The sequence below is a fragment of the Caulobacter sp. DWR3-1-2 genome, assembly GCF_049896225.1.
Lineage (GTDB): Bacteria > Pseudomonadota > Alphaproteobacteria > Caulobacterales > Caulobacteraceae > Caulobacter.
The window spans coordinates 134620-155067 of record NZ_JAFCTW010000004.1; the positions used below are offsets into that span (position 1 = coordinate 134620).

A 20448-nucleotide genomic window follows, 5' to 3' on the forward strand; every position below is an offset into this window, starting at 1 on the left:
CATGGCTATCAATATCATCAAGGAACTCGAGCGCGTTGAATCCGAGCGTCTGCTCTCGGCCCGCGCCATCCCGGAATTCGAACCGGGCGACACCCTGCGTGTCAATGTCCGCATCAAGGAAGGCGAGCGCGAGCGCGTCCAGGCCTATGAAGGCGTCTGCATCGCCCGTTCGGGCGGCGGCATCCACGAGAGCTTCACGGTCCGCAAGATCTCGTTCGGCGAAGGCGTGGAACGTCTGTTCCCCCTGCTGTCGCCGAACATCGAAAGCATCGAAGTGAAGCGTCGCGGCGTCGTCCGTCGCGCCAAGCTCTATTATCTGCGCGACCGTCGCGGCAAGTCGGCCCGGATCGCCGAACGCGCCACCGTCCGCAAGGACAAGACCGTCATCGCCGAATAGGCCTGACCGTTTCTGCAAGATCGAACGAGGCCCCAGCGGAAACGCCGGGGCCTTTTTCTTCGAGCCCGCCCAAGGTCAAGCTTTAGTGCATCCGCACGTACATGTTGACAGAACATTGTTCTGGGGTGTTTGATGAATTACCCCCACCGCTTCGGCGACGGGCTTTCAGACCGCTCCCTTGCAGGGTGTGGCCGGCTTTAATGACCTCAGGTCTCGAAGCCAAATAACGATACGAGGGCGCGCCACCGAGCGCGCCCTCTTTCGTTGGCGTCTGCGACGCCGCCTCTGTCAGTCAAGTAACTCAGGAACACCTGGCCTGAAATCCCGTTACGTCTTCCCAAGATGAGTCTCGGCGCACCCTCGGTCGCCGTCTCGCCCCATGGATAGTCTACGGAGAGCAAGATGTTTGGTGGTCAACGCCTGGCGAACCTGGGTCTCTTCACCCCCGAATTTCCCGACGCCGAAGCCCTGCATCGCGGTCTGGCCCACTGGAACCATCGCCGAATGGCGGTGGCGACCCCCACCGCCGGCTGGCGCGCGGAAGTGGCTGAGGAAGCGCGCATGAAGCGGCTGGAAGGCGAGTTCGTCGAGCAGTTCCGCGCCTCTATCGCGCCCATGGTCGCCGACCTGCCGACCGATCCTGACGGCTTCATCGCCTGGTTCGAGGACCTCAAGGCGTTCGGCCCCGGCCAAGGCGATCCGCTGTTCGACTGGCTTGAGGTCGAGGCCAGCCTGGAGGACCTGAAGTGGTTCCTGACCCAGGAAGCCGCTGGCGAAGCCGGGTTCGACGACTTGGTCGCCCTGACCCAGGTCAAGCTGTCGGACCGCGCCAAGCTGGAACTGGCCCGCAACTACTGGGACGAGATGGGCCGCGGCAACGCCAATGGCATGCACGGCCCGATGCTGACCCGAACCACCGCGGTGCTCGGCCTGACGCCAACCATCGACTTCACCCTGTGGCAGTCCCTGGCCCTGGCCAACGCCATGACCGCCTTCGCCACCACCCGTCGCTACACCTACCAGTCGGTCGGCGCCCTGGGCGTGGTCGAGCTGACCGCCCCAGGCCGCGTGGCCCTGGTCGACTCCGGCCTCAAGCGGGTCGGCGTGGCGCCGGAGGTGCGCAAGTACTTCGCCCTGCACGCTGTGCTCGACGTCGAGCATTCCAAGGCCTGGAACGCCGAGGCCCTGATCCCGCTGGTCACCGAGAATCCCGACTGCGCCCGGCACATCGCCGAGGGCGCGGTGATGCGGTTGATCTGCGGCGAGCAGTGCTTTGATACCTACCGCGCCCACCTGTGGGCCCATGCCCACCCCCTGGTCTACGCTGCCGAATAGGCCATTCGAGGCAAGAAACTGCGCCATGGCGACTCGCACTGTGCCTCTGGGGGCACGAACGACCGCGAGCGCCGCGATCGACCTCGAATTTTGAGCGCTGGCAGCTTTACGCGCCCCCGCTCAAGGCCTAGATGCGCGGGTATCATGAGCTCCGCACCCAAGACCCTCCCCAAGACCCTCTACGACAAGATCTGGGACGCCCACGTCGTCAGTCAGCAGGACGGCGAGGCGATCCTCTATATCGACCTGCACCTGATCCACGAAGTCACCACGCCGCAGGCCTTTGCCGGCCTTCGCGCGGCGGGCCGCAAGGTGCGCCGACCCGACCGCACCCTGGCCGTGGCCGATCACAATATCCCGACGCAGGGCCAGGCGCTAGGCGTCGACGCGGTGACCGACGAAGAGGCGCGGCTGCAGCTCCAGACCCTGGCGCGCAACGTCCAGGACAACGGCATCGAGTTCTTCCCGATGGGCGACATCAGGAACGGCATCGTCCACGTGGTCGGTCCCGAGCAGGGCCGCACCCAGCCGGGCATGACCATCGTCTGCGGCGACAGCCACACCTCGACCCACGGCGCCTTCGGAGCCCTGGCCCACGGCATCGGCACCTCCGAGGTCGAGCACGTCCTGGCCACCCAGACCCTGCGCCAGGAAAAGTCGAAGAACATGAAGGTCCGCGTCGACGGCCAGCTTGGCCCCGGCGTCACGGCGAAAGATGTCGCGCTGGCCGTGATCGGCGAGATCGGCACGGCCGGCGGCACGGGCTATGTCATCGAATTTGCCGGCCCGGTCATCGAGGCCCTGTCGATGGAAGGTCGCATGACCCTGTGTAACCTGACCATCGAGGGCGGGGCCAAGGCTGGGCTTATCGCGCCCGACGACAAGACCTTCGCCTATATCCAGGGCAAGCCGTCGGCCCCCAAGGGCGCGGCCTGGGAGATGGCGCTGGCCCACTGGAAGAGCTTCGCCAGCGACGCCGCCGCCCATTTCGACCGCACCGTGGTGATCGACGGTTCGGCGCTCGTGCCGATGGTCACCTGGGGCACCTCGCCAGAGGACGTCATCCCGGTGACCGGCAATGTGCCCGACCCGGAAAGCTTCGCCACGCCGGGCAAGCGCGCCGCCGCCCACCGGGCGCTTGACTATATGGGCCTGACCGCCGGCCAGCCGATCAGCGCGGCCCGTATCGACCGGGTGTTCATCGGTTCCTGCACCAACAGCCGGATCGAGGATATGCGCGCCGCCGCCGCCGTGGTGCAGGAAGCCTTCCTGCACGGCCGCCTGGTAGCGCCCCACGTCACGGCCATGGTCGTGCCGGGCTCGGGCCTGGTCAAGGAACAGGCCGAGGAAGAGGGCCTGGACGCCATCTTCAAGGCCGCGGGCTTTGACTGGCGCGAACCGGGCTGCTCGATGTGCCTGGCCATGAACCCCGACAAGCTGCAGCCGGGCGAGCGCTGCGCCTCGACCAGCAACCGCAATTTCGAGGGCCGCCAGGGCCGCGCCGGCCGCACCCACCTGGTCTCGCCAGCCATGGCGGCGGCGGCGGCAATCGCGGGACATCTGGTCGATGTGCGCACCTTCCTGACGGAGACCGTCTGATGCAAGCCTTCACCCGTCTCGACGGTCGCGCGGCGCCGCTGTCGCTGGCCAATATCGACACCGACCAGATTATCCCCAAGCAGTTCCTGAAAACCGTCGAGCGGGAGGGCCTGGCCAAGGGGCTTTTCTACGACTTCCGCTTCGACGGCGAGGGCCGCGAGAACGCCGATTTCCTGCTCAATCGGGCGGAGTACAAGGGCTCGTCCGTGCTGATCGCCGGAGACAATTTCGGCTGCGGGTCATCGCGTGAGCACGCCCCGTGGGCGCTGATGGACTTCGGCATCCTGTGCGTGATCTCGACCAGCTTCGCCGACATCTTCAACAACAACTGCTTCAACAACGGCCTGCTGCCGGTGGTGCTGAAGCCCGAGGAGGTCGCCCAGTTGATGGACGAGGCCAAGGGCGGCAACCACATGGTCAGCATCGACCTGGCCGCCCAGACGGTGATCTCGCCGTCGGGCCGGAGCTTCCATTTCGACATCGATCCCGTGCGCAAGGACAAGATGCTGCGGGGCCTGGACTTCATCGGCGAAACCCTGATGCACGGCGCCGATATCGATGTGTACGAAGGCAAGCGGGCGCTGGATCGGCCGTGGCTGGAAGCCTAGGGCAGTGACCCTGATCCTCGCCGGCACGATCCGCGTCGCGCCCGAGCGCCTGGCCGACCTGCGGCCTCACCTGCAAGCCCAGGTCGAAGGCAGCCGAGCCGAACTCGGCTGCCTGGACTACGCCCTGACCGAGGACTCGCTCGACCCCGGCCTGATCCGGGTCTACGAGCATTTCGTCGACGAGGCCGCCCTGGCCTTCCACCGCGCCAGCCCGCACATGGCCGCCTGGCGGCTAAGCTGCGCCGAGCTGGGCGTCCACGACCGCAACATGGCGTCCTTCGACGTCTCCGCCTATCGCGCCATCTAAGAGAGCCCTCCGATGTCCACGCTCCTGCTCCTGCCCGGTGACGGGATCGGCCCCGAGGTCTGCGCGCAGGTGCGCCGCGTGGCCACCGCCCTCACCCCGGATCTGAAGATTGACGAAGCCCTCTATGGCGGCGCCAGCTATGACGTGCACGGAACGCCCTTGACCGACGCGGTGCGCGACGCGGCCCTGGCCAGCGACGCGGTGCTGATGGGCGCGGTCGGCGGTCCCAAATGGAAGGACGCCCCGCGCCACCTGCGACCCGAGGCCGGCCTGCTGCAGCTGCGCAAGGAGATGGACGTCTATGCCAACCTGCGCCCGGCCTATTGTTTCGAGGCCTTGGCCGACGCCTCCAGCCTGAAGCGCGAGCTGGTTTCAGGCCTGGACATCATGTTCGTCCGTGAACTGACGGGCGGGGTCTATTTCGGCCAGCCGCGCGGCATCGAGGATCTCGGAAACGGCCAGAAACGGGGCGTCGACACCCAGGTCTACACCACCGCCGAGATCGAGCGCGTGGCGCGGGTGGCCTTCGAGCTGGCGCGCGGCCGAAGCAACCGCGTGGCCTCAGCCGAGAAATCCAACGTCATGGAAAGCGGCCTGCTGTGGAAGCAGGTGGTCACCGAGCTGCACGCCCGCGACTATGCCGATGTCGAGCTGGAGCACATCCTGGCCGACAACTGCGCCATGCAGCTGGTTCGCGCGCCCAAGCAGTTCGACGTCATCGTCACCGACAACCTGTTCGGCGACATCCTGTCGGACGCCGCGGCCATGCTGACCGGCTCGTTGGGCATGCTTCCCTCAGCCGCGCTGGGCGCCAAGGGCAAGCCGGGCCTGTACGAGCCCATCCACGGCTCGGCCCCCGACATCGCCGGCCAGGGCGTGGCCAATCCCCTGGCCGCCATCCTGTCGCTCGAAATGGCCCTGCGCTGGTCGCTGGGCCGCCTTGAGGCGGCTGATGCGCTGCTGTCGGCGGTCAAGGCGGCGCTGGAAGGCGGAGCCCGGACACGGGACCTGGGCGGGGCGTTGACCACGGCTCAGATGGGTGATGCAGTGCTGCAGGGGTTCTAGGTTATGAAGCGGGCGCTAATGTGGATCGTTGCGGCGGCGGGCCTCGCCGGCTGCATCCGCGTTGAGGACGTCCGCCTGCCCCCCGACGCTGGAAGTCATGGAACGCCCGTCTTGTTCCAAGGCGCAGCCGACACGGTCTGCGTCTATGAGCCCCATCCGCCAGCGCTGGGGCGCCAGCTCAGCCATTCCGACCTCAAGGGCCTGCGCGCCCTGCTCGCCAAGCGATGCCCAGGCTGGCGTGACGAAGGCCTGACGGGTCATTGGGCGCCCTCGTTCGAGACCCTGGTCTTCCAGGTGCGCGACTGTCGGGTTGTCGCCACCCAGCGGGTCTTCGCCGGCGAGCGGATGATCGACACCGCGCAGGGGGACTTCTGCACATCCAAGGCCGATTTCGACATCGCGCCGACGGGCCAGCCTCCAACGCCAGTCTTCATCGACAAGGCCCGGGTTCGGCCTTACGCCGAATAGGCCCCAGGCCTTCCCTAACCTCTCCCAGGCCCCACCCTCCTCTCAACGATAAGAAGAGGGCGCGTCCATGATCCTGGGCCTGATGCAGACCACGCCGCTGCTGGTCAGCGGCATCCTGCGCTACGCGGCCAGCGCCCATGGCGGGCGCGAGGTGGTGTCCCATCTGATCGACCGCTCTGGCGCTACGACTATGAAAGCCTGGCCCGGCGCGCCGCCCAGGCGGCCAACGCCTTGACCCGGCTGGGCGTGAGGTCCGGCGACCGGGTCACCTCCCTGGCCTGGAACACCCACCGGCACCTGGAGCTGTTCTACGCCGTGCCCGGCCTGGGCGCGGTGCTGCACACCGCCAATCCCCGGCTGTCGGACGAGCAGATCGTCTTCACCATCAACCACGCGGCCAGCGTCCGGGCTGTGGGCGATCCAACGGTCGCCGTCGCGGGTCAGGTCCGCGCCAAGGCCGGCCGTCCATTTCGGGAAGGCTTCAGGCGGCTGAGCGAAAGCATAGACCTCGGCGGCGGCCCGGGCGATCGATACGGTGATCGGACGGGTCTCGAACAGGGCCATCACGCTCTCCTACCGCAACATGCCGTAGGCGATCAGCGCCTGGCCGCCGAAGTAGAGGAACCATACCGCCCAAGCCGTCAATCGGGTCGATCCCGCAAGCTTGGCGCCCTTGAACAGGTCGAAGGACAGGACGGCGTCGGACGTCATGAAGGCCAGGGCCCCCAGCGCGGCGGGCCAGCGGGCGTGGGGCAGCAGCAGGCTCAGCGTCACCATGGCGACGATCGCGGCCACATAGGCCACGACCGCCGGCCGCAGCGCTCCGAGCGAGGGCCAGAGCCGCCACAGCATGACCGCCGCGGCCGCCACGGCCAGCGGCGCTGTCGCCCAAAAGAGCGCGTCCGCCGTCCCGCGCTCTTTCCAGAAGAGCAGCGCATAGGCGACATGGCCAGCGAGGAAGGCGGCCAGGCCGAACGGGAGCCAGCGCTTGGGATCGCCGGCCAGGAAGGCGTCGCCCACCGCGCAGAGCGCCAGGGCGATGGCCAGCAGCGGTCCGCCACCCTGCCAATAGGCCAGCACCGCCAGGGCGCCAGTGGCCGCGGTCTTGACCACGGCGCGCATGAACGACGGCGGCCGCTCGACCAACAGCAGCCCATAGAAAAGCGCGCAGACGGCCGCCGTCGCCCACAGGCCGCTGTCAGTCATCGTCGCCCATCTTGGTCAGGAAGGCCTTGGCAGCATCCTTGTGACGGGCCTTGAGGTTTCGGCCGACGATGGCGATGACCGCCGCGATCACCGCAGCGTCGTCGGTCAGGCCGACGGCCGGGAGGATGTCCGGAATGGCGTCGGTCGGCAGCACGAAATAGGCCAGGGCGGCGAACATCATGCCCTTGGCCGAAGCCGGCGTCGTGGGATCCCGGGCGCACCACCAAAGCGACAGCGCCTCGGCCGCGAACGGCGCCTTGGAGGCCACCCTGCGGATCTTCGGCCAGAAGCCCCGCGTCACGCGCTGCTCGTTGACCCGCACGGTCGCGGGGACCAGAGCCTTCCTGGGATCCAGCACGTCGTCCGGCTTGAAACCCGGATTGACGTCGGGGGATGGTTTGGCGTCGGCGCTCATCGGGTTAAACCGCTCCTCAAGGTTCCAGTTAAACGCAACCAAAGAGGAAACGTCCATGAAACTCGACAACACCGTCGCCGCCGTCGTCACCGGAGGCGGTTCGGGCCTCGGAGAGGCCACCGCCCGCGCCCTCGCCGCCCAGGGCGTCAAGGTCGCGATCTTTGACATGAACGAGACCACCGGCGAGAAGGTCGCCGCCGAGATCGGCGGCGTGTTCTGCAAGGTCAATGTCACCTCGGACGCCGACGTCGACGCCGGGTTCGAGAAGGCCCGCGCCGCCCACGGCCAGGAACGCATTCTCGTCAACTGCGCCGGCACAGGTAACGCCGCCAAGACCGCTGGCCGGGACAAGGCCACCGGCGAAACCAAACACTTCCCGCTCGACGCCTTCAACATGATCATCCAGATCAACTTGGTGGGCACCTTCCGCTGCATCGCCAAGTCGGCCAAGGGCATGCTCGACCTGGCGCCGCTGGAAGACGGCCTGCGCGGCGCGATCGTCAACACCGCCTCGGTAGCGGCGGAAGACGGCCAGATGGGCCAGGCGGCCTATTCGGCGTCCAAGGGCGGCGTGGTCGGCATGACCTTGCCGATCGCCCGCGACTTGATGAGCGAAGGCATCCGCGTCAACTGCATCCTGCCGGGCATCTTCAACACCCCGCTGATGAACAACGCGCCCGAGGCGGTGAAGGCGGGGCTGGCGGCCTCGGTGCCGTTCCCCAAGCGCCTGGGCAACCCGGCGGAATACGCCCACCTGGCCCTGACGATGATCACCAACGACTATTTCAACGGCGAAGACGTGCGCCTGGACGGCGGCATCCGCATGGCGCCGCGATAGGCGCCAGCTTCCTTCTCCCCGCAAGGGGAGAAGGAAAGAAGGTTACTTCGCCACCGGCCGTTGAACGCTGGGCGTCAGGTTTTCCATGATCTGACGCGCGTCGTAGGCCCTCGGATCGCCACCCGGCTTGACGCCCTTGTGCATCACGATCTCGGCGCTGGCCTCGAACTTTTGGATGGTCCGGACCTCGGCCTGACTGGCGAAGAAGGGATCGCCCCAGTAGGGATCCCACGAACGCCAGCCACCGTAACCAGCGCCGTAATAGCGCCAGGCCGGACGCCAGTAGCCGTAGCCGCCGCCGCCGCCGCCGCCGCCGCCGCCGTAATAGCCGAACGGACGGCCGAAGGGATCACCTTCGATCACCGTGCGGGCGTCGCGATCGGTGCGGCGGTCGGCGGTCTCGAACCAGTCATAGCCCTGCTGGGTGGTGAGTTCGGCGGCCCGATACAGCAGATAGCGTTCGACGGTTTCCCGCGAGGTCAGGCTGTTGCCGGCGAAGGTGACCCGATAGCGGTCGCCCTCGAGGCGTTGGTCGGTGAAGCCGCCCGAGGCCGTCTGGCCGGGCAGGTTCGGCTGGTAGGGGGTAGCGGTGGCGCAGGCCGTCAAGAGGGCGGCGAGCGCCACGGCAGCGACCAGTCCGGCTTTTCCGGATATGGCCTTGCGAATCGTCATGGCGCGTTCCTTCGAAGGAGTCATTTCGTCCCATAAGACTCAATGCATGGCGCAGCTTTGTGGTTTCGCCAAGGCCGTAGCGTTTTAGCGACAACGCGATCAGCCGCGCGAGACGATCAGCCCGGCCGCCGTGATCAGCAGCACGCCGACCAGCAGGGCGAAGCCCCGGCGAAAGGTCGGCTCGTTCATCCGTGACGACAGCGCCGCGCCGCCCAGGCCATAAGCGCTCATGCTGACCAGGTCCATGCCAATGGTGGCCGCCGCGAACATCGCCAGTTGCGGAGCCAGCGGCCGATGGATGTCGATGAAGGGCGGCAGCACCGCGCCGAAGAACAGCAGGATCTTTGGATTGGCGATCTGTACGGCGAAACCGTCGCGAAACGCCGAACGGCTCATCTGGAAGGCGCGATGCTGGCCGGTATGGTCCGCTGGCTTCAACCCCGACCGGATGGACCTGATCCCCAGCCAGACCAGATAGGCCGCGCCGGCCCAGGCCAACAGATGAAAGGCCTGGGGGAAGGCGATAATCAGGGTCGCCAGCCCCAGAGCCGCCGCAGCGAACCAGGTCAAGGTCGCGGCGTTCATGCCCGCCACGCCGAGCAGGGCCGCAGCCTTGCCCTTCTGCATTCCTGTGGCGATAGCGAACAGATTGGCTGGCCCCGGCGTGATGGCCATGACGAACATGGTCACCAGGAAGGCGCTGTAGCGGGCGGGATCGACGGGCAGAGGCATGGCTTGCCCTATAGCCAGACCGCGCCCGCCGGGAAAGCCGGCTCTAGTTGCCGACCACCATCAGGATCCAGATGACCCGACCCAGGGCGCCGAACAGCAGCACGGCGGTGGCCAGGGCCTGGATGGTGAACCCGGTCTCGCGCTTGCCCGGATCCGCCACATAGCCGATGGCGTAGACGATTCGCCCGACAATCCAGATCACGCCCAGCACGGCGGCGACCAGATCACTCCAATAAACGGCGAACAGCCACAGCGACGGCAGGAACAGCGGCAGCCATTCCAGGGTGTTGGCCTGCACGCGGATATGCCGTTCCAGCACCGGATCACCGGTCATGGTGGGGGCGCTGATGCCGGTGCTTCTCCGGGCGCCCGCCACTCGCAGGACCATCCAGACATAGACGAGAAGAGCGACCAGCGTGACGATGGCGACCCAGGAATGCGGCTGCATGTGCGTTCTCTCCCCCAGCCCATCGAAGCGGGGCCTTGGCACCGGGGACTAGACCCTATTTCGCCGCGCCTTGCACCCTAAACGGCGCCAACCGTCCTTGGGAACCGCCGCCCTTCGCCGCGCGCTCTTATGGACAGACGCTCCTCATGCGGAGGCTTTCTGCCATGCGCGTTGACTCCACGGCGATCCGCCAAATCGACTACGAACCCGAGCACGGAAAACTGTTCGTCACGTTCAATGACGGCGACGAATACGTCTATGTCGGGGTGCCGCCCCGCGTCACCGAGGCCTTCGCCCGCGCCCCGTCCAAGGGTCGATTCTTTCAACGGATGATCCGCGACCGCTATCCCTACAACCGGGTGTAGACGCCGCGCTGACGGACCAGCGGCCCCCGCCGCCGCGTTCGGCCCGCATGGCCGCGACGGGATCTCATAAAGGTTCGACCACGGTCGTCTATGCGGCCTTGGCCGGGAACCTTGCGATCGCCGCCACCAAGTTCGTGGCCTTCGCCCTGACCGGCTCGTCGGCCATGCTGACCGAGGCCATCCATTCCAGCGTCGACACCGGCAACCAGGACTTGTTGCTCCTGGGCCTGGCTCGCGCGAAAAAGCCGCCTAGCGAGACCCACCCGTTCGGCTACGGCATGGAGGTCTATTTCTGGGCCTTCGCGGTGCTGCTGGACGACGGAGCGGCCCTGGCCGGTCTGGCCATCGCGGCGATGGGCGTGGCCGGCTCGACCTATCTCCATCTGCCCTGGGCGGACGGGGCGGCCTCGGCGGCGATCGGGGTGCTGCTGGTGCTGGTGGCGATCTTCCTGGCCAGCGAAACTCGCAGGCTGCTCACCGGCGAATCCGCCTCGCCGCGCGTCGTCGAGGACGTCCGCGCCATGCTGGCCGCCGACCTCCGGATCGACAGCGTCGCCGGGGTGCTGAGCATGCATCTGGGTCCCAGCGAGATCCTGCTGGGCGTCACCCTGGACTTCTGCCACACCCTGACGGCGGTCGATATCGAGACAGTCGGGGATCATTTCGCCGTGGCGATCCGGGAAATCGATCCGAGGATCACGCGGGTGTTCGTGCGGTCGGGGCGAGCCCGGGCGGCCTATGCCCGGCCGCTGGAAGGCTGATTTTTACACCGCTCATCCCGGCATTCGCCGGGATGAGCGGTTCAGGGTTTAGCCGCGCTGCGCCTTCCACTCATCCGCCGTTTGCCCCCACAGCTCGATCGGCGCGTCCTGGAACGGCTCCGGCAGCCGTCCGATTTCCAGGAACCGCGAGCCGATCTTCTCCGCCACCCGCATCGAAGGCGTATTGGCCGGGTCGATGCAGTGGACGATCCGAGTCCATTCCAGCGTGTCGACCGCGAAGTCGACGGCGGCGACCGCGGCCTCCACGGCGTAGCCCTTGCCCTGGGCGCGGGGATGCAGGCTCCAGCCGACCTCGGTGCCAGGCCAGCCCTCCGGCGCCCACGGTCCGATCCGGCCCTGCCACAGGCCCGTGTCCTTCTCGATCACCGCGAACATGCCAAAGCCGTTCAGCGCCCACGACCCGGCCATGGTCGCCATGGCCCGCCAAGCCTGCGACCGGGTCATGACCCCGCCGATATAGCGAGCGGCCACGGGGTCGGCCATCAGTTCGGCCCAGCAGTCGAGGTCCTCGGCGGCCGGGGGCCGCAGGATCAGGCGTTCTGTCTCAAGGGTCGGCCCAGGGGCGATGGCCATGGCGTCCTCCTAGGCCACGCAGGCCGACAGGCCCTTGCGGCGCACAGCGCCGGAGGCCTTGCCGATCCGGCTGGAGCGTTTCTTGACATAGCGGCCGGGGTCGACCGCCTTCCACTTTAGTGGGCTAGGCAGGATGGCGGCCAAGCGCGACGACTGCAGCGGCGTCAACTGGTCCGCGCCGACCTTGAAATAGGCCTGGGACGCGGCCTCCGCGCCATAGAGCCCCGGGCCGTATTCGATGGAGTTCAGATAGACCTCCATGATCCGCTTCTTGCCCCACAGGGTTTCGATCAGCACCGTGAAATAGGCCTCCAACCCCTTGCGTACATAGGAGCGGCCCGGCCACAGGAAGACGTTCTTGGCGGTCTGCTGGCTGATGGTCGACCCGCCGCGAATCTTGCCGCCCTTCTCGTTATTGGCATAGGCCTTCTGCAGGGCCTCGATGTCGAAGCCATGGTGATCGCAGAACTGGGCGTCCTCGGCGGCGATCAGGGCGCGCGGCAGGGTCGGCGAGACCTGGTCGATCGAACGCCAATGGTGGCTCCAGCCCTTGCCCTGGATGGCGCGGATGATCATCAGCGGCGTGGCCGGCGGCGGCACGAAGCGATAGACGATCACCGTCAGCACCGGCCCAGCCACGAGCACGATGAACAGGGCCAGAAGACTGTTACGCATCAGAACCCGCACGGATCGCCTCTTGCCCAAGGGCTCTTGCATTGACGTTGCGGCCGGATGCTAGCCAAGCCGGGACCGTCTGTCGCGAGCCTTAGCGCGCATCGGCCAGGGAGCTCGCGATGAACGTCACCGAAGCCGTCGAACGCCGCATGTCGGTCCGGGCCTTCAAGCCCGATCCGGTGCCAGGCGACGTCGTCCGTGCGTTGCTGGAAACCGCCGCCCGCGCGCCCTCGGGCGGCAACCTCCAGCCCTGGACGGTGCACGCCCTCAGCGGCCAGCCCCTGGCCGAGTTCAAGGCCCTGGTCGCCGGCCGGCTGATGGACCGCGACGAGCCAGAATATGATGTCTATCCGCCGAACCTGTGGGAGCCTCTGCGCACTCGCCGCTACCAGGTCGGCGAGGACCTCTATGGCGCCCTCGGCATTCCCCGCGAGGACAAGCTGCGGCGTCTGCAGCAGTTCGCCTACAACGCCGAGTTCTTCGGGGCCCCGGTGGCGCTGTTCTTCTCGGTGCACCGCAGATGCGGGCCGCCGCAGTGGTCGGACATCGGCATGTACATGCAGAGCCTGATGCTCCTGGCGACGGAGCGAGGGCTGGATACCTGCGCTCAGGAATTCTGGTCGGTCTACGGCAAGCTGGTCGCCGACTTCGTGGCCTTGCCCGAGGACCACATGCTGTTCTGCGGCATGGCCCTGGGCTACCGCGACGAGGCCAATCCTGTGAATAACTGGCGTTCGCGCCGCGACCCGTTCGAGGCCTGGGGGGTGATGCGGGGGTTCGAATAGGGCCCCTCCCCGTTTCGCCCGGGTTGTGCTCCAAGAGGCCCTTCGAGAGTCCACCGGTCCTGACGAGGCGAAGATGTCCAAGCGCGTGATCCTGGAAGTCTGTGTTGATACGCCGGCCGGACTGGCGGCGGCGATCGCCGGCGGGGCCGACCGGATCGAACTGTGCTCGGCCCTCGCCCTGCAGGGCCTGACGCCCGCACCGAGCCTGATGGCCATCGCCGCCGAGGCCGAGATCCCGATCTATCCGATGCTCCGCCCCCGCCACGGCGACTTCGTCTATGACGACCGCGACCTGGACGCCCTGTTTCGCGACATCGACGCCGTCCGCGACGCCGGCCTGGCCGGGGTGGTGATCGGCGCCAACCTGGCGTCAGGTGAACTGGACGTCGAGGCGCTGTCGATGCTGGTCGCCCATGCCGAGGGCCTGGGCGTGACCCTGCACCGCGCCTTCGACCTGGTCCCCGACCAGGCCGCGGCGCTGGAGTCGGCGATCGACCTCGGCTTCGAGCGCATCCTGACGTCCGGCGGCGCCCACAACGCCCTGGCCGGGGCGGAGCGCATCGCCGCCTTGGTGGCGCAGGCGGACGGCCGCATCGCCATCCTGGCCGGCGGCGGGGTCAATCCCGCCAATGTGGCCGAACTGGTGGCGCGGACGGGGGTCACCGAGGTGCACGGCTCGTTCAGCGGGCCGATGACCATGGGCGTGGCCGGGGGCCATGACGGCCTGGCCTACAAGCTGGGCTTCGTGCCGGACGGACTAAGAGATACGCACGAGGCGACCGTGGCGGCGGTGGTGAAGGTGCTGGCGGGGCTGTAAAAAACACTCCGCTCAGGAGTGGAGGGGATTGGCGGCGCGTGAGGACCGGCGTATGCGCCTGTCCTCACGCCCTAGTGGTGAGATTCCGTCGCTTGGAACCCGCCCAAATCCTTCTCGGGAAAGGGATCGAGCGATTTCCAGAGGGACTCAAGCGTCGCGTTCTATCCACTAGTGGTGAGATTCAGTCGCTTGGAACCCGCCCAAATCCTTCTCGGGAAAGGGATCGAGCGATTTCCAGGGGGACTCAAGCGTCGCGTTCTATCCACTAGAACCGCGTGTCCATCGCCGGGATCGCGATGATACCCGCCTCGCCGTCCTCGTCGCCCCAGGCCAGCCTCGTCCCGTCGGCGGAAACGGCCAGCGAGCTGATCGCCGCGCCCTTCTCGGCCTTCAAGGTGTCGATACGGCCCGAGCGCATGTGCGCGCCCCAGATCTTGCCGTTGTCCTGGCCGGCGATGGCGACCGGCAGGGCCTCGACGCCCGCCACCTGCACCACCAATGAGTCGCGCGAGAAACCGATCTCGGCGGCCTCCTTGCCCATCGGACCGTTCGCGCCGGCGAACGGCCAGACCACCGCGCCATTGGCGCCGGCCGTGACCATCAGATTGCCCTTGTCGAAGAAGGCCAGGCTCTTGATCTTGGCCGGGTAGCCGCCCATCCGCATGTCCTTGCCGTCGCTCAGCCGCCAGCCATGCAGCTGGCTTTCCTGCATCGAGGAAACCAGGAACTTGCCGTCCGGGCTGAACATCGCGGCGATATGGCTGCCGGCCCACTTCATCACCGTCGGCTTCTGACCCTCGATTCGGGCCCACCACAGCGACACCCCGCCATAGCCGGCCGTGGCCAGGCGCTTGCCCTTCGGGTCGAAGGCCAGGCCCGAAACGGTCTTGTCGTGGGTGAACACCCGCAGGAACTTGGCGTCCGTCGCGTCGCGGACGTGGGCCTCCTTGCCGGCGGTGAAGGCGATCAGGTTGGAGGCGGCGCTGGTGGCGACATTCTCGATCCAGCGGCCCTTGACCTCGGCGATAACGGTGGCGACCACCTCGTCGCCCTCGACCCGGCTCCAGACCACCTTGCCGTCATCGCCGCCGGTGATCACGCCCCGGCCCGACGGGTGGACGGCGGCGGCCAGCACGGCGCCGTCATGGGCCTCGACGGTGACGAAACCGCTCTCCCCGTTTTCCTGGGCCTCCTCGAATCGAACGGTGCCGTCACCCAGGGCGAAGGTCGCGCGGTCGGCGCGGTCGAACAGGGCGGCGGTGACATAGGCGTCGAACGAATAGATCATCCGCGCGCCATACCCCGCCTCGCTCCGGGCGCCTAGTCGCGTGGAAAGCGAGCCGGGACCCGGCAAAGGCCCGCCTGAACGGTGTTCGGTTAAAAAGACTCACAAAAGGGGTTGCCATTGCGCCGCGTCGTCGGGCTTTACTTCGTCGCCCGTCTGAGCCAGACGTGGCCATCTAACAATTGCGGGACCGCGCCTGTTGCGGCCCTTGGGAGACAGTCAGGCTATGGCGGCTAAACTCTCCGGCGGTGGTGGCGGTCGCTACTCCCTGGGCCAGAACTCCGAAATCAACGTCACTCCGTTCGTCGACATCCTGCTGGTGCTGCTGATCATCTTCATGGTCGCCGTGCCGATGGCGACCGTGGCGATCAAGGTCGACCTTCCGCCGGCGGTTCCGCCGCGCCCTGAAGATCCGAAGCCGAAGGAGCCGGTCTTCATCTCGATCCAGAAGTCGGGCGCGCTCTATGTCGCGGAAAAGCAGACCAGCCTCGACACCCTGCAATACGACCTGGAAGGCAAGTTCACCGCGAACGGCCAAGGCGGCAGCAAGGAAGACCAACGCGTCATGGTTCGCGCCGACGCCGACGTCATGTACGCCGACTTCATGGGCGTGCTGAACCAGCTGCAGACCTCGGGCTGGTACAAGGTCGGCCTGATCAACGAAGACATCCACTAGGGTCCTTCGACGATCGCCTAAAATAAGAGGTCGGGCATCAGCGTCCGGCCTCTTTTATTTGCTTCCAGGTTTTTACGCCCGTAGTTTTATTGCTTTACAGGGTCTTGAAAGCGCTTAAACTACGCCTGTAAGTTCTTCTTGCGGGAGGCGGGCGATGGCGGCGAAACTTTCGGGCGGCGGCGGGCGGCATACGGTGCGCCACAACGCCGAAATCAATGTCACGCCCTTTGTGGATGTGCTGCTGGTGCTGCTGATTATCTTCATGGTCGCCGTCCCCCTGGCCACCACCGATATCCGCCTCGACCTGCCGCCAGCCTCCAACGAGCCCTCGACGCGCGAGCCGGTGTTCATCGCCATCCAGGACGGGGGCGCGCTGTTCCTGGCGGGCCAGCCGACCAGCCTGAAGACCCTGGCCGGCGATCTCAGCGCGAAGTTCGTCGCCGAGGGTCAAGCCGGGGCCCGCAAGGAGCAGCGGGTGATGATCAGCGCCCAAGCCGATGTGCCCTATGAGGCGTTCATGGGCGTGATCAACGCGGTCCACACCGGAGGTTGGACCAAGGTCGGGATCATCAACGAGGATTTGCACTAGCCAGTGGGATAGTGCGACGGCGCACTTGCCCCCACCTGGCGACTGCGTCGCCAGGTGGGGGCAAGCCCGTGAGCTACTAAGCCGCCGTCGCCTCGAACCCGGCCTTCAGCTCGGCCTCGTCCAGGTCGCGGCCGATGAACACCATCCGGCTGTAGCGCTTGTCCTTCTCCGTCCACGGCCGCTGGAAGTCGCCTTCCAGGATCATGTGCACGGCCTGGAACACCAGGCGGCGCTCCTCGCCCTGGACGTCGATGATGCCCTTGGCGCGCAGGATGTCGGGGCCGCGCTTGGCGAGCAGCTCGTTGAGCCAGACGGTGATCTTCTGGCCGTCGATCGGACGGTCCAGGGTCAGGGAGATCCCCTTCACGCCGTCATCATGGATGTCGCTCTTGGCGCCGTGGTCGTGATGGTCATGACCGCAATGCTCGTCATGCACGTGGCCATGGTCGTGCCCGTGATCATGATGGTCGTGACCGCATTGCTCGTCGTGAACGTGACCGGCCTCGCCATGGCCCGGGTTCAGAAACTCCGGCTCCAACTCGGTGATCCGCTCCAGGTCGAAGCTGTGCTTGCCGATGATGGCGTCCAGCGGGACATTGGAGCGTTGGGCGCGGTGGATCGGGGCCAGGGGGTTGATCCGCTTGATACGAGCCTCGACGTGGCGCAGGTCGTCCTCCGAGACGAGGTCCGTCTTGTTGAGCACGATCTGGTCGGCGAAGGCGATCTGCTCGACGGCTTCCTTGGAGTCGCCCAGGCGCAGCAGGATGTGCTTGGCGTCGACCACGGCGGTGACCGAGTCGAGATAGGTGCGGGCCTTGACATCCTCGTCGACGAAGAAGGTCTGGGCCACCGGGCCGGGATCGGCGAGGCCCGTGGTCTCGACGATGATGGCGTCGAAGCCGCGCCCCCCTTGTGTTTTTTGGCGCTTCATCAGGCCCTGCAGAACCCGGATCAGGTCGCCGCGCACCGTGCAGCAGACGCAGCCGTTGTTCATCTCGAACACTTCTTCATCCGCGCCGACCACCAGGTCGTTGTCGATGCCGACCTCGCCGAACTCGTTGACGATGACGGCGTATTTCTTGCCGTGCTCCTCGGTGAGGATGCGGTTGAGCAGGGTGGTCTTGCCGGCGCCGAGATAGCCGGTCAGCACGGTGACGGGGATCTTGCCGGAGGGAGCGGTGTTGGTCATGGGCGCTATTTAGGAGCTGTGAGGGCTGGGGGGAAGCGGTGGGCTCAATTGCCTGTCGTCGCCGCCCACATCCGTCTTCCCGGCGCAGGCCGGGACCCAGGTTCATCCCGAGCGTTTGGTGGGTTTCACCGGGGCCCCGGCCTTCGCCGGGGAGACGGAAAAGGAGTGAACCGATTGAGCCCCTTAGGTCTTCAGAAACGCCACCGCCGCGCCGATGGCGATCAGCGCCACGCCGAGGATGGTCTCCTCATACTGCTCCAGTCGCGCCAGGCCCAGGCGGTTGAATCCCGCCAGGCTCAGGCCCGTGAACAGCAGCATGCCCGCTGAGGTGGCCGTCAGCAGCACGGCGCTGAGGACCAAAAAGCCGGCCAACCCGTGCTGCATCCCCGCCAGGTAATAGGGGAGGAAAGCCTCGCAAGGCGACAGGGTCAGCAGGACCACCAAGGCGGTGATCGCCGCCTTGTCGGAGGCGAACTTGCGGCTGGCGTCAATCGTCGCGTGCCTGTGGCGGCCCCGCAGCAGATAGAAGGCCCCGAACGCCGCCATCAGCCCGCCGATGATCCAGTGGAAATAGCCGCCCAGATGAGGTTCGGCGACTAGGCCGGCGGCCACAACCGCCAGGCCCAGCACGATGGTCAGGCCCACATGGCCCAGGCCCGCCAGCAAGGTGACGCCCAGGGTGCGGCCCGTGCTCCACTTCTGCGCCCGCCCGACCAGCACGAATGGCAGCCAGTGCGTGGGCAGGGCCGCGTGCAGGAAGGCCACGGCGAAACCGGTGGCGGCGACGGAGGCGAAGAAGGTCGTATTCACCCCCGACCCTCTAGCCTGTTATATTGTAACACGCTAGCCTCAAATGACTCCCGCATCCCGCCCTCGGCGTTGCTAACCGGCCACGGGAATGTCTCATCTCGCCGTTGACTCAACGGGCGCCGGCTGTATAAGTCCGCCCCCTCGCCCGCTGGGTTTCCTGGCGGGCGTTCCCTATTTTGCGAACGCACGTTTCTTAAGGCGCTAACCTATGTACGCGGTGATCAAAACCGGCGGCAAGCAGTACCGGGTCCAAGCCGGCGATCTGCTGGTTGTCGAAAAGCTCGACGGTGAACCGGGCTCGGAAGTCGCTTTCAGCGAAGTCCTGATGCTTGGCGAAGGCGAGGCCGTGACGATCGGCGCTCCCCTGATTGAAGGCGCGGTCGTGACCGGCGCCCTGCTCGAAACCCGCAAGGGCGAGAAGGTCAAGATCTTCAAGAAGATCCGCCGTCAAGGCTATCGCCGGACCCGTGGCCACCGCCAGACCGAGTCGGTCGTGCGGGTGACCTCGGTCGCTGGCGGCGGCAAGGAAACCAAGTGGGAAGGCGTCATCGACCTGACCCCCAAGGTCATCCTCAACGCCCGCGCCCGCGGCCTGGGTGACGCCGCCGTTCCGGCGACGATCCCGACCATGCCGGTCAAGGCGCAAGCCGAAACCACCGCTCCCAAGCCGAAGCCCGCGCCGAAGACGGCCGCGACCGAAGCCGCCCCGGAAGCGCAAGCCTGAGACCCTCGCGGGTTTCAATAAACGATCAGCTCGATCAAGGTCTCATTTGAGAAACCGGATCAGGACCTAGGAGGCCACTATGGCTCACAAGAAATCAGGCGGCTCTTCGAGCAACGGCCGCGACTCCGCAGGCCGTCGCCTTGGCGTGAAGAAGTTCGGTGGCCAGAAGGTGCTCGCCGGCAACATCATCATCCGGCAACGCGGCACCAAGTTCTATCCGGGCGCCAATGTCGGCATAGGCAAGGATCACACCTTGTTCGCCCTGATCGAGGGCGCGGTGGGCTTTATCACCAAGCGCAATAACCGAACCTACGTGAACGTAGCGGCTCCGGTGGCCCAGGCCGCCGAATAGCGCGAACCGCGTAGAGACCGGGTCGCGCTTTCCTCAAGAAAGACGATCCGGACAGACGAACCCAAGCGGGGAGTCCGGAACGCCGGGCTCCCCGCTTTTGTTTTGTCCGCGCTGTGGATTTCCCCGCCCCAATTTGAACCCGGGTCTGAAATCCAGGCGTCACGGTCCTGACCTAGAAGGGCCGAGCACGGGAGGCGCGCTGATGTGCGTGATCGATAGAGGGCAGGTCATCAAGACATCGCGGCTGACGCTGCGCATGCCGATGATCGACGACGCGGCGCGGATCAGCGACCTGGCCGGTGACTTCGCCATCGCCCGGATGACCACCCGCATGCCCTGGCCCTACAGCCGCGGCGACGCCGATGGCTTCGTGGCCCGCTGCCAGTCCCAGGATCCCAAGCTGCACGCCACCTTCGCCATCGAGCTGGAGAACGAAGGCGTGGTCGGGGTGCTGGGTTTCTTCACGCCGGCGATCGGCCATCTGGAGGTCGGCTATTGGGTCGGCCGCCCCTACTGGGATCGCGGCGTGGCCACGGAGGCCGCTCAGGCCGCCCTGGCCTGGGCCAAGACCGACTGGCGCAAGAAGCTGGTCGTCGCCGGCCACTTCGCTGACAACCCGGCCTCGGCCCAGGTGTTGATCAAGGCGGGGTTCCTGTACACCGGCGTGGTCGAGCACAAGCCCTCGACGGCGCGCGGCGAGGTGGTGCCGACGCGGATGATGGTGTGGCTGGCTTAG

General features: G+C 66.6%; 27 protein-coding genes and 1 pseudogene. 18 read left to right on the forward strand and 10 right to left on the reverse strand.

Going from position 1 to position 20448, the window contains the following annotated elements; all coding sequences use genetic code 11:
- The first annotated feature begins 1 nt into the window (after window position 1).
- From rplS to ACP696_RS07185, 8 genes and pseudogenes are all read left to right on the forward strand, one after another.
- Window positions 2-397 (forward strand): 50S ribosomal protein L19, encoded by a 396-nt coding sequence (rplS, locus tag ACP696_RS07150; protein WP_426010908.1) that lies wholly within the window; start codon window positions 2-4, stop codon window positions 395-397.
- A 402-nt stretch (window positions 398-799) separates the two neighbouring features.
- Complete coding sequence (locus ACP696_RS07155; RefSeq protein ID WP_426043614.1) at window positions 800-1732, forward strand: iron-containing redox enzyme family protein; 933 nt, start codon at window positions 800-802, stop codon at window positions 1730-1732.
- Window positions 1733-1876: 144 nt separating this feature from the next.
- Window positions 1877-3331: a 3-isopropylmalate dehydratase large subunit gene (leuC, locus tag ACP696_RS07160; protein WP_426029944.1), complete on the forward strand. Its 1455-nt coding sequence runs from the start codon at window positions 1877-1879 to the stop codon at window positions 3329-3331.
- On the forward strand, window positions 3331-3939 hold the full coding sequence (gene leuD, locus ACP696_RS07165; RefSeq protein WP_426029946.1) for a 3-isopropylmalate dehydratase small subunit: 609 nt from the start codon (window positions 3331-3333) through the stop codon (window positions 3937-3939). Before leuC ends, leuD begins: the two co-directional genes overlap by 1 nt.
- Window positions 3940-3943: 4 nt before the next feature.
- Window positions 3944-4246: a putative quinol monooxygenase gene (locus ACP696_RS07170; protein WP_426029948.1), complete on the forward strand. Its 303-nt coding sequence runs from the start codon at window positions 3944-3946 to the stop codon at window positions 4244-4246.
- Window positions 4247-4258: 12 nt separating this feature from the next.
- Complete coding sequence (leuB, locus tag ACP696_RS07175) at window positions 4259-5311, forward strand: 3-isopropylmalate dehydrogenase (RefSeq protein WP_426043615.1); 1053 nt, start codon at window positions 4259-4261, stop codon at window positions 5309-5311.
- A gap of 111 nt (window positions 5312-5422) precedes the next feature.
- Window positions 5423-5779 (forward strand): hypothetical protein, encoded by a 357-nt coding sequence (locus ACP696_RS07180; protein ID WP_426010899.1) that lies wholly within the window; start codon window positions 5423-5425, stop codon window positions 5777-5779.
- Window positions 5780-5846: 67 nt separating this feature from the next.
- A pseudogene (locus ACP696_RS07185) lies at window positions 5847-6181 on the forward strand (AMP-binding protein); the annotation flags it as partial.
- A 171-nt stretch (window positions 6182-6352) separates the two neighbouring features.
- Here ACP696_RS07185 and ACP696_RS07190 read toward each other — a convergent pair.
- A complete protein-coding gene (locus ACP696_RS07190) occupies window positions 6353-6985 on the reverse strand; it encodes a lysoplasmalogenase family protein (protein WP_426043616.1) in 633 nt (210 codons plus the stop codon).
- On the reverse strand, window positions 6978-7400 hold the full coding sequence (locus tag ACP696_RS07195) for a YkvA family protein (RefSeq protein WP_426043617.1): 423 nt from the start codon (window positions 7398-7400) through the stop codon (window positions 6978-6980). The genes ACP696_RS07190 and ACP696_RS07195 overlap by 8 nt, the downstream gene beginning before the upstream one ends.
- Window positions 7401-7455: 55 nt before the next feature.
- On the opposite strand from ACP696_RS07195, the gene ACP696_RS07200 reads away from it, so the two are divergent.
- On the forward strand, window positions 7456-8238 hold the full coding sequence (locus ACP696_RS07200) for an SDR family NAD(P)-dependent oxidoreductase (protein WP_426010894.1): 783 nt from the start codon (window positions 7456-7458) through the stop codon (window positions 8236-8238).
- Window positions 8239-8280: 42 nt separating this feature from the next.
- Here the strand turns inward: ACP696_RS07200 and ACP696_RS07205 are convergent, their stop codons facing one another.
- From ACP696_RS07205 to ACP696_RS07215, 3 genes are all read right to left on the reverse strand, one after another.
- Complete coding sequence (locus tag ACP696_RS07205) at window positions 8281-8910, reverse strand: CC0125/CC1285 family lipoprotein (protein ID WP_426043618.1); 630 nt, start codon at window positions 8908-8910, stop codon at window positions 8281-8283.
- 99 nt (window positions 8911-9009) lie between these two features.
- Window positions 9010-9642 (reverse strand): LysE family translocator, encoded by a 633-nt coding sequence (locus tag ACP696_RS07210; RefSeq protein ID WP_426043619.1) that lies wholly within the window; start codon window positions 9640-9642, stop codon window positions 9010-9012.
- Between the two features lie 43 nt (window positions 9643-9685).
- The gene (locus ACP696_RS07215) at window positions 9686-10090 is read right to left on the reverse strand and encodes an MAPEG family protein (protein ID WP_426010888.1); all 405 of its coding nucleotides are present in this window, start codon (window positions 10088-10090) and stop codon (window positions 9686-9688) included.
- 164 nt (window positions 10091-10254) lie between these two features.
- Between ACP696_RS07215 and ACP696_RS07220 the strand changes: the two genes are divergently transcribed.
- On the forward strand, window positions 10255-10455 hold the full coding sequence (locus ACP696_RS07220) for a KTSC domain-containing protein (RefSeq protein WP_426010886.1): 201 nt from the start codon (window positions 10255-10257) through the stop codon (window positions 10453-10455).
- 47 nt (window positions 10456-10502) lie between these two features.
- Window positions 10503-11216 carry a cation diffusion facilitator family transporter gene (locus tag ACP696_RS07225; protein ID WP_426043620.1) on the forward strand — a complete coding sequence of 238 codons (714 nt, stop codon included), beginning with the start codon at window positions 10503-10505 and terminating at the stop codon, window positions 11214-11216.
- 48 nt (window positions 11217-11264) lie between these two features.
- Here the strand turns inward: ACP696_RS07225 and ACP696_RS07230 are convergent, their stop codons facing one another.
- On the reverse strand, window positions 11265-11810 hold the full coding sequence (locus ACP696_RS07230; RefSeq protein ID WP_426010882.1) for a GNAT family N-acetyltransferase: 546 nt from the start codon (window positions 11808-11810) through the stop codon (window positions 11265-11267).
- 9 nt (window positions 11811-11819) lie between these two features.
- Complete coding sequence (mtgA, locus tag ACP696_RS07235) at window positions 11820-12527, reverse strand: monofunctional biosynthetic peptidoglycan transglycosylase (protein WP_426010880.1); 708 nt, start codon at window positions 12525-12527, stop codon at window positions 11820-11822.
- A gap of 77 nt (window positions 12528-12604) precedes the next feature.
- Between mtgA and ACP696_RS07240 the strand changes: the two genes are divergently transcribed.
- Both ACP696_RS07240 and ACP696_RS07245 read left to right on the forward strand, forming a co-directional pair.
- Window positions 12605-13270, forward strand: a complete 666-nt coding sequence (locus ACP696_RS07240; RefSeq protein ID WP_426010878.1) for a nitroreductase — start codon at window positions 12605-12607, stop codon at window positions 13268-13270.
- Between the two features lie 73 nt (window positions 13271-13343).
- The gene (locus ACP696_RS07245) at window positions 13344-14087 is read left to right on the forward strand and encodes a copper homeostasis protein CutC (protein ID WP_426010876.1); all 744 of its coding nucleotides are present in this window, start codon (window positions 13344-13346) and stop codon (window positions 14085-14087) included.
- A gap of 265 nt (window positions 14088-14352) precedes the next feature.
- Here ACP696_RS07245 and ACP696_RS07250 read toward each other — a convergent pair whose 3' ends face one another.
- A complete protein-coding gene (locus ACP696_RS07250) occupies window positions 14353-15375 on the reverse strand; it encodes a WD40 repeat domain-containing protein (protein ID WP_426029957.1) in 1023 nt (340 codons plus the stop codon).
- Between the two features lie 223 nt (window positions 15376-15598).
- Here ACP696_RS07250 and ACP696_RS07255 point away from each other — a divergent pair, with 223 nt between their 5' ends.
- A complete protein-coding gene (locus ACP696_RS07255; RefSeq protein ID WP_426010872.1) occupies window positions 15599-16048 on the forward strand; it encodes a biopolymer transporter ExbD in 450 nt (149 codons plus the stop codon).
- A 154-nt stretch (window positions 16049-16202) separates the two neighbouring features.
- Window positions 16203-16637 carry a biopolymer transporter ExbD gene (locus ACP696_RS07260; RefSeq protein ID WP_426043621.1) on the forward strand — a complete coding sequence of 145 codons (435 nt, stop codon included), beginning with the start codon at window positions 16203-16205 and terminating at the stop codon, window positions 16635-16637.
- Window positions 16638-16713: 76 nt separating this feature from the next.
- Here ACP696_RS07260 and ACP696_RS07265 read toward each other — a convergent pair whose 3' ends face one another.
- Window positions 16714-17826, reverse strand: a complete 1113-nt coding sequence (locus ACP696_RS07265; RefSeq protein ID WP_426010869.1) for a CobW family GTP-binding protein — start codon at window positions 17824-17826, stop codon at window positions 16714-16716.
- Between the two features lie 183 nt (window positions 17827-18009).
- A complete protein-coding gene (locus ACP696_RS07270; protein ID WP_426010868.1) occupies window positions 18010-18636 on the reverse strand; it encodes a hypothetical protein in 627 nt (208 codons plus the stop codon).
- A gap of 208 nt (window positions 18637-18844) precedes the next feature.
- On the opposite strand from ACP696_RS07270, the gene rplU reads away from it, so the two are divergent.
- From rplU to ACP696_RS07285, 3 genes are all read left to right on the forward strand, one after another.
- Window positions 18845-19360: a 50S ribosomal protein L21 gene (gene rplU, locus ACP696_RS07275; RefSeq protein ID WP_426010867.1), complete on the forward strand. Its 516-nt coding sequence runs from the start codon at window positions 18845-18847 to the stop codon at window positions 19358-19360.
- Between the two features lie 79 nt (window positions 19361-19439).
- On the forward strand, window positions 19440-19712 hold the full coding sequence (rpmA, locus tag ACP696_RS07280) for a 50S ribosomal protein L27 (protein ID WP_426010866.1): 273 nt from the start codon (window positions 19440-19442) through the stop codon (window positions 19710-19712).
- 202 nt (window positions 19713-19914) lie between these two features.
- A complete protein-coding gene (locus ACP696_RS07285; protein WP_426010865.1) occupies window positions 19915-20448 on the forward strand; it encodes a GNAT family N-acetyltransferase in 534 nt (177 codons plus the stop codon).

What these genes read in the sequence shown, in the direction of transcription:
- rplS (WP_426010908.1), top strand. Translation starts at nt 2, where the DNA reads ATGGCTATCAATATCATCAAGGAACTCGAGCGCGTTGAATCCGAGCGT.
- ACP696_RS07155 (WP_426043614.1), top strand. Translation starts at nt 800, where the DNA reads ATGTTTGGTGGTCAACGCCTGGCGAACCTGGGTCTCTTCACCCCCGAA.
- leuC (WP_426029944.1), top strand. Translation starts at nt 1,877, where the DNA reads ATGAGCTCCGCACCCAAGACCCTCCCCAAGACCCTCTACGACAAGATC.
- leuD (WP_426029946.1), top strand. Translation starts at nt 3,331, where the DNA reads ATGCAAGCCTTCACCCGTCTCGACGGTCGCGCGGCGCCGCTGTCGCTG.
- leuB (WP_426043615.1), top strand. Translation starts at nt 4,259, where the DNA reads ATGTCCACGCTCCTGCTCCTGCCCGGTGACGGGATCGGCCCCGAGGTC.
- ACP696_RS07190 (WP_426043616.1), bottom strand. Translation starts at nt 6,985, where the DNA reads ATGACTGACAGCGGCCTGTGGGCGACGGCGGCCGTCTGCGCGCTTTTC.
- ACP696_RS07195 (WP_426043617.1), bottom strand. Translation starts at nt 7,400, where the DNA reads ATGAGCGCCGACGCCAAACCATCCCCCGACGTCAATCCGGGTTTCAAG.
- ACP696_RS07200 (WP_426010894.1), top strand. Translation starts at nt 7,456, where the DNA reads ATGAAACTCGACAACACCGTCGCCGCCGTCGTCACCGGAGGCGGTTCG.
- ACP696_RS07205 (WP_426043618.1), bottom strand. Translation starts at nt 8,910, where the DNA reads ATGACGATTCGCAAGGCCATATCCGGAAAAGCCGGACTGGTCGCTGCC.
- ACP696_RS07210 (WP_426043619.1), bottom strand. Translation starts at nt 9,642, where the DNA reads ATGCCTCTGCCCGTCGATCCCGCCCGCTACAGCGCCTTCCTGGTGACC.
- ACP696_RS07215 (WP_426010888.1), bottom strand. Translation starts at nt 10,090, where the DNA reads ATGCAGCCGCATTCCTGGGTCGCCATCGTCACGCTGGTCGCTCTTCTC.
- ACP696_RS07220 (WP_426010886.1), top strand. Translation starts at nt 10,255, where the DNA reads ATGCGCGTTGACTCCACGGCGATCCGCCAAATCGACTACGAACCCGAG.
- ACP696_RS07225 (WP_426043620.1), top strand. Translation starts at nt 10,503, where the DNA reads ATGGCCGCGACGGGATCTCATAAAGGTTCGACCACGGTCGTCTATGCG.
- ACP696_RS07230 (WP_426010882.1), bottom strand. Translation starts at nt 11,810, where the DNA reads ATGGCCATCGCCCCTGGGCCGACCCTTGAGACAGAACGCCTGATCCTG.
- mtgA (WP_426010880.1), bottom strand. Translation starts at nt 12,527, where the DNA reads ATGCAAGAGCCCTTGGGCAAGAGGCGATCCGTGCGGGTTCTGATGCGT.
- ACP696_RS07240 (WP_426010878.1), top strand. Translation starts at nt 12,605, where the DNA reads ATGAACGTCACCGAAGCCGTCGAACGCCGCATGTCGGTCCGGGCCTTC.
- ACP696_RS07245 (WP_426010876.1), top strand. Translation starts at nt 13,344, where the DNA reads ATGTCCAAGCGCGTGATCCTGGAAGTCTGTGTTGATACGCCGGCCGGA.
- ACP696_RS07250 (WP_426029957.1), bottom strand. Translation starts at nt 15,375, where the DNA reads ATGATCTATTCGTTCGACGCCTATGTCACCGCCGCCCTGTTCGACCGC.
- ACP696_RS07255 (WP_426010872.1), top strand. Translation starts at nt 15,599, where the DNA reads ATGGCGGCTAAACTCTCCGGCGGTGGTGGCGGTCGCTACTCCCTGGGC.
- ACP696_RS07260 (WP_426043621.1), top strand. Translation starts at nt 16,203, where the DNA reads ATGGCGGCGAAACTTTCGGGCGGCGGCGGGCGGCATACGGTGCGCCAC.
- ACP696_RS07265 (WP_426010869.1), bottom strand. Translation starts at nt 17,826, where the DNA reads ATGACCAACACCGCTCCCTCCGGCAAGATCCCCGTCACCGTGCTGACC.
- rplU (WP_426010867.1), top strand. Translation starts at nt 18,845, where the DNA reads ATGTACGCGGTGATCAAAACCGGCGGCAAGCAGTACCGGGTCCAAGCC.
- rpmA (WP_426010866.1), top strand. Translation starts at nt 19,440, where the DNA reads ATGGCTCACAAGAAATCAGGCGGCTCTTCGAGCAACGGCCGCGACTCC.
- ACP696_RS07285 (WP_426010865.1), top strand. Translation starts at nt 19,915, where the DNA reads ATGTGCGTGATCGATAGAGGGCAGGTCATCAAGACATCGCGGCTGACG.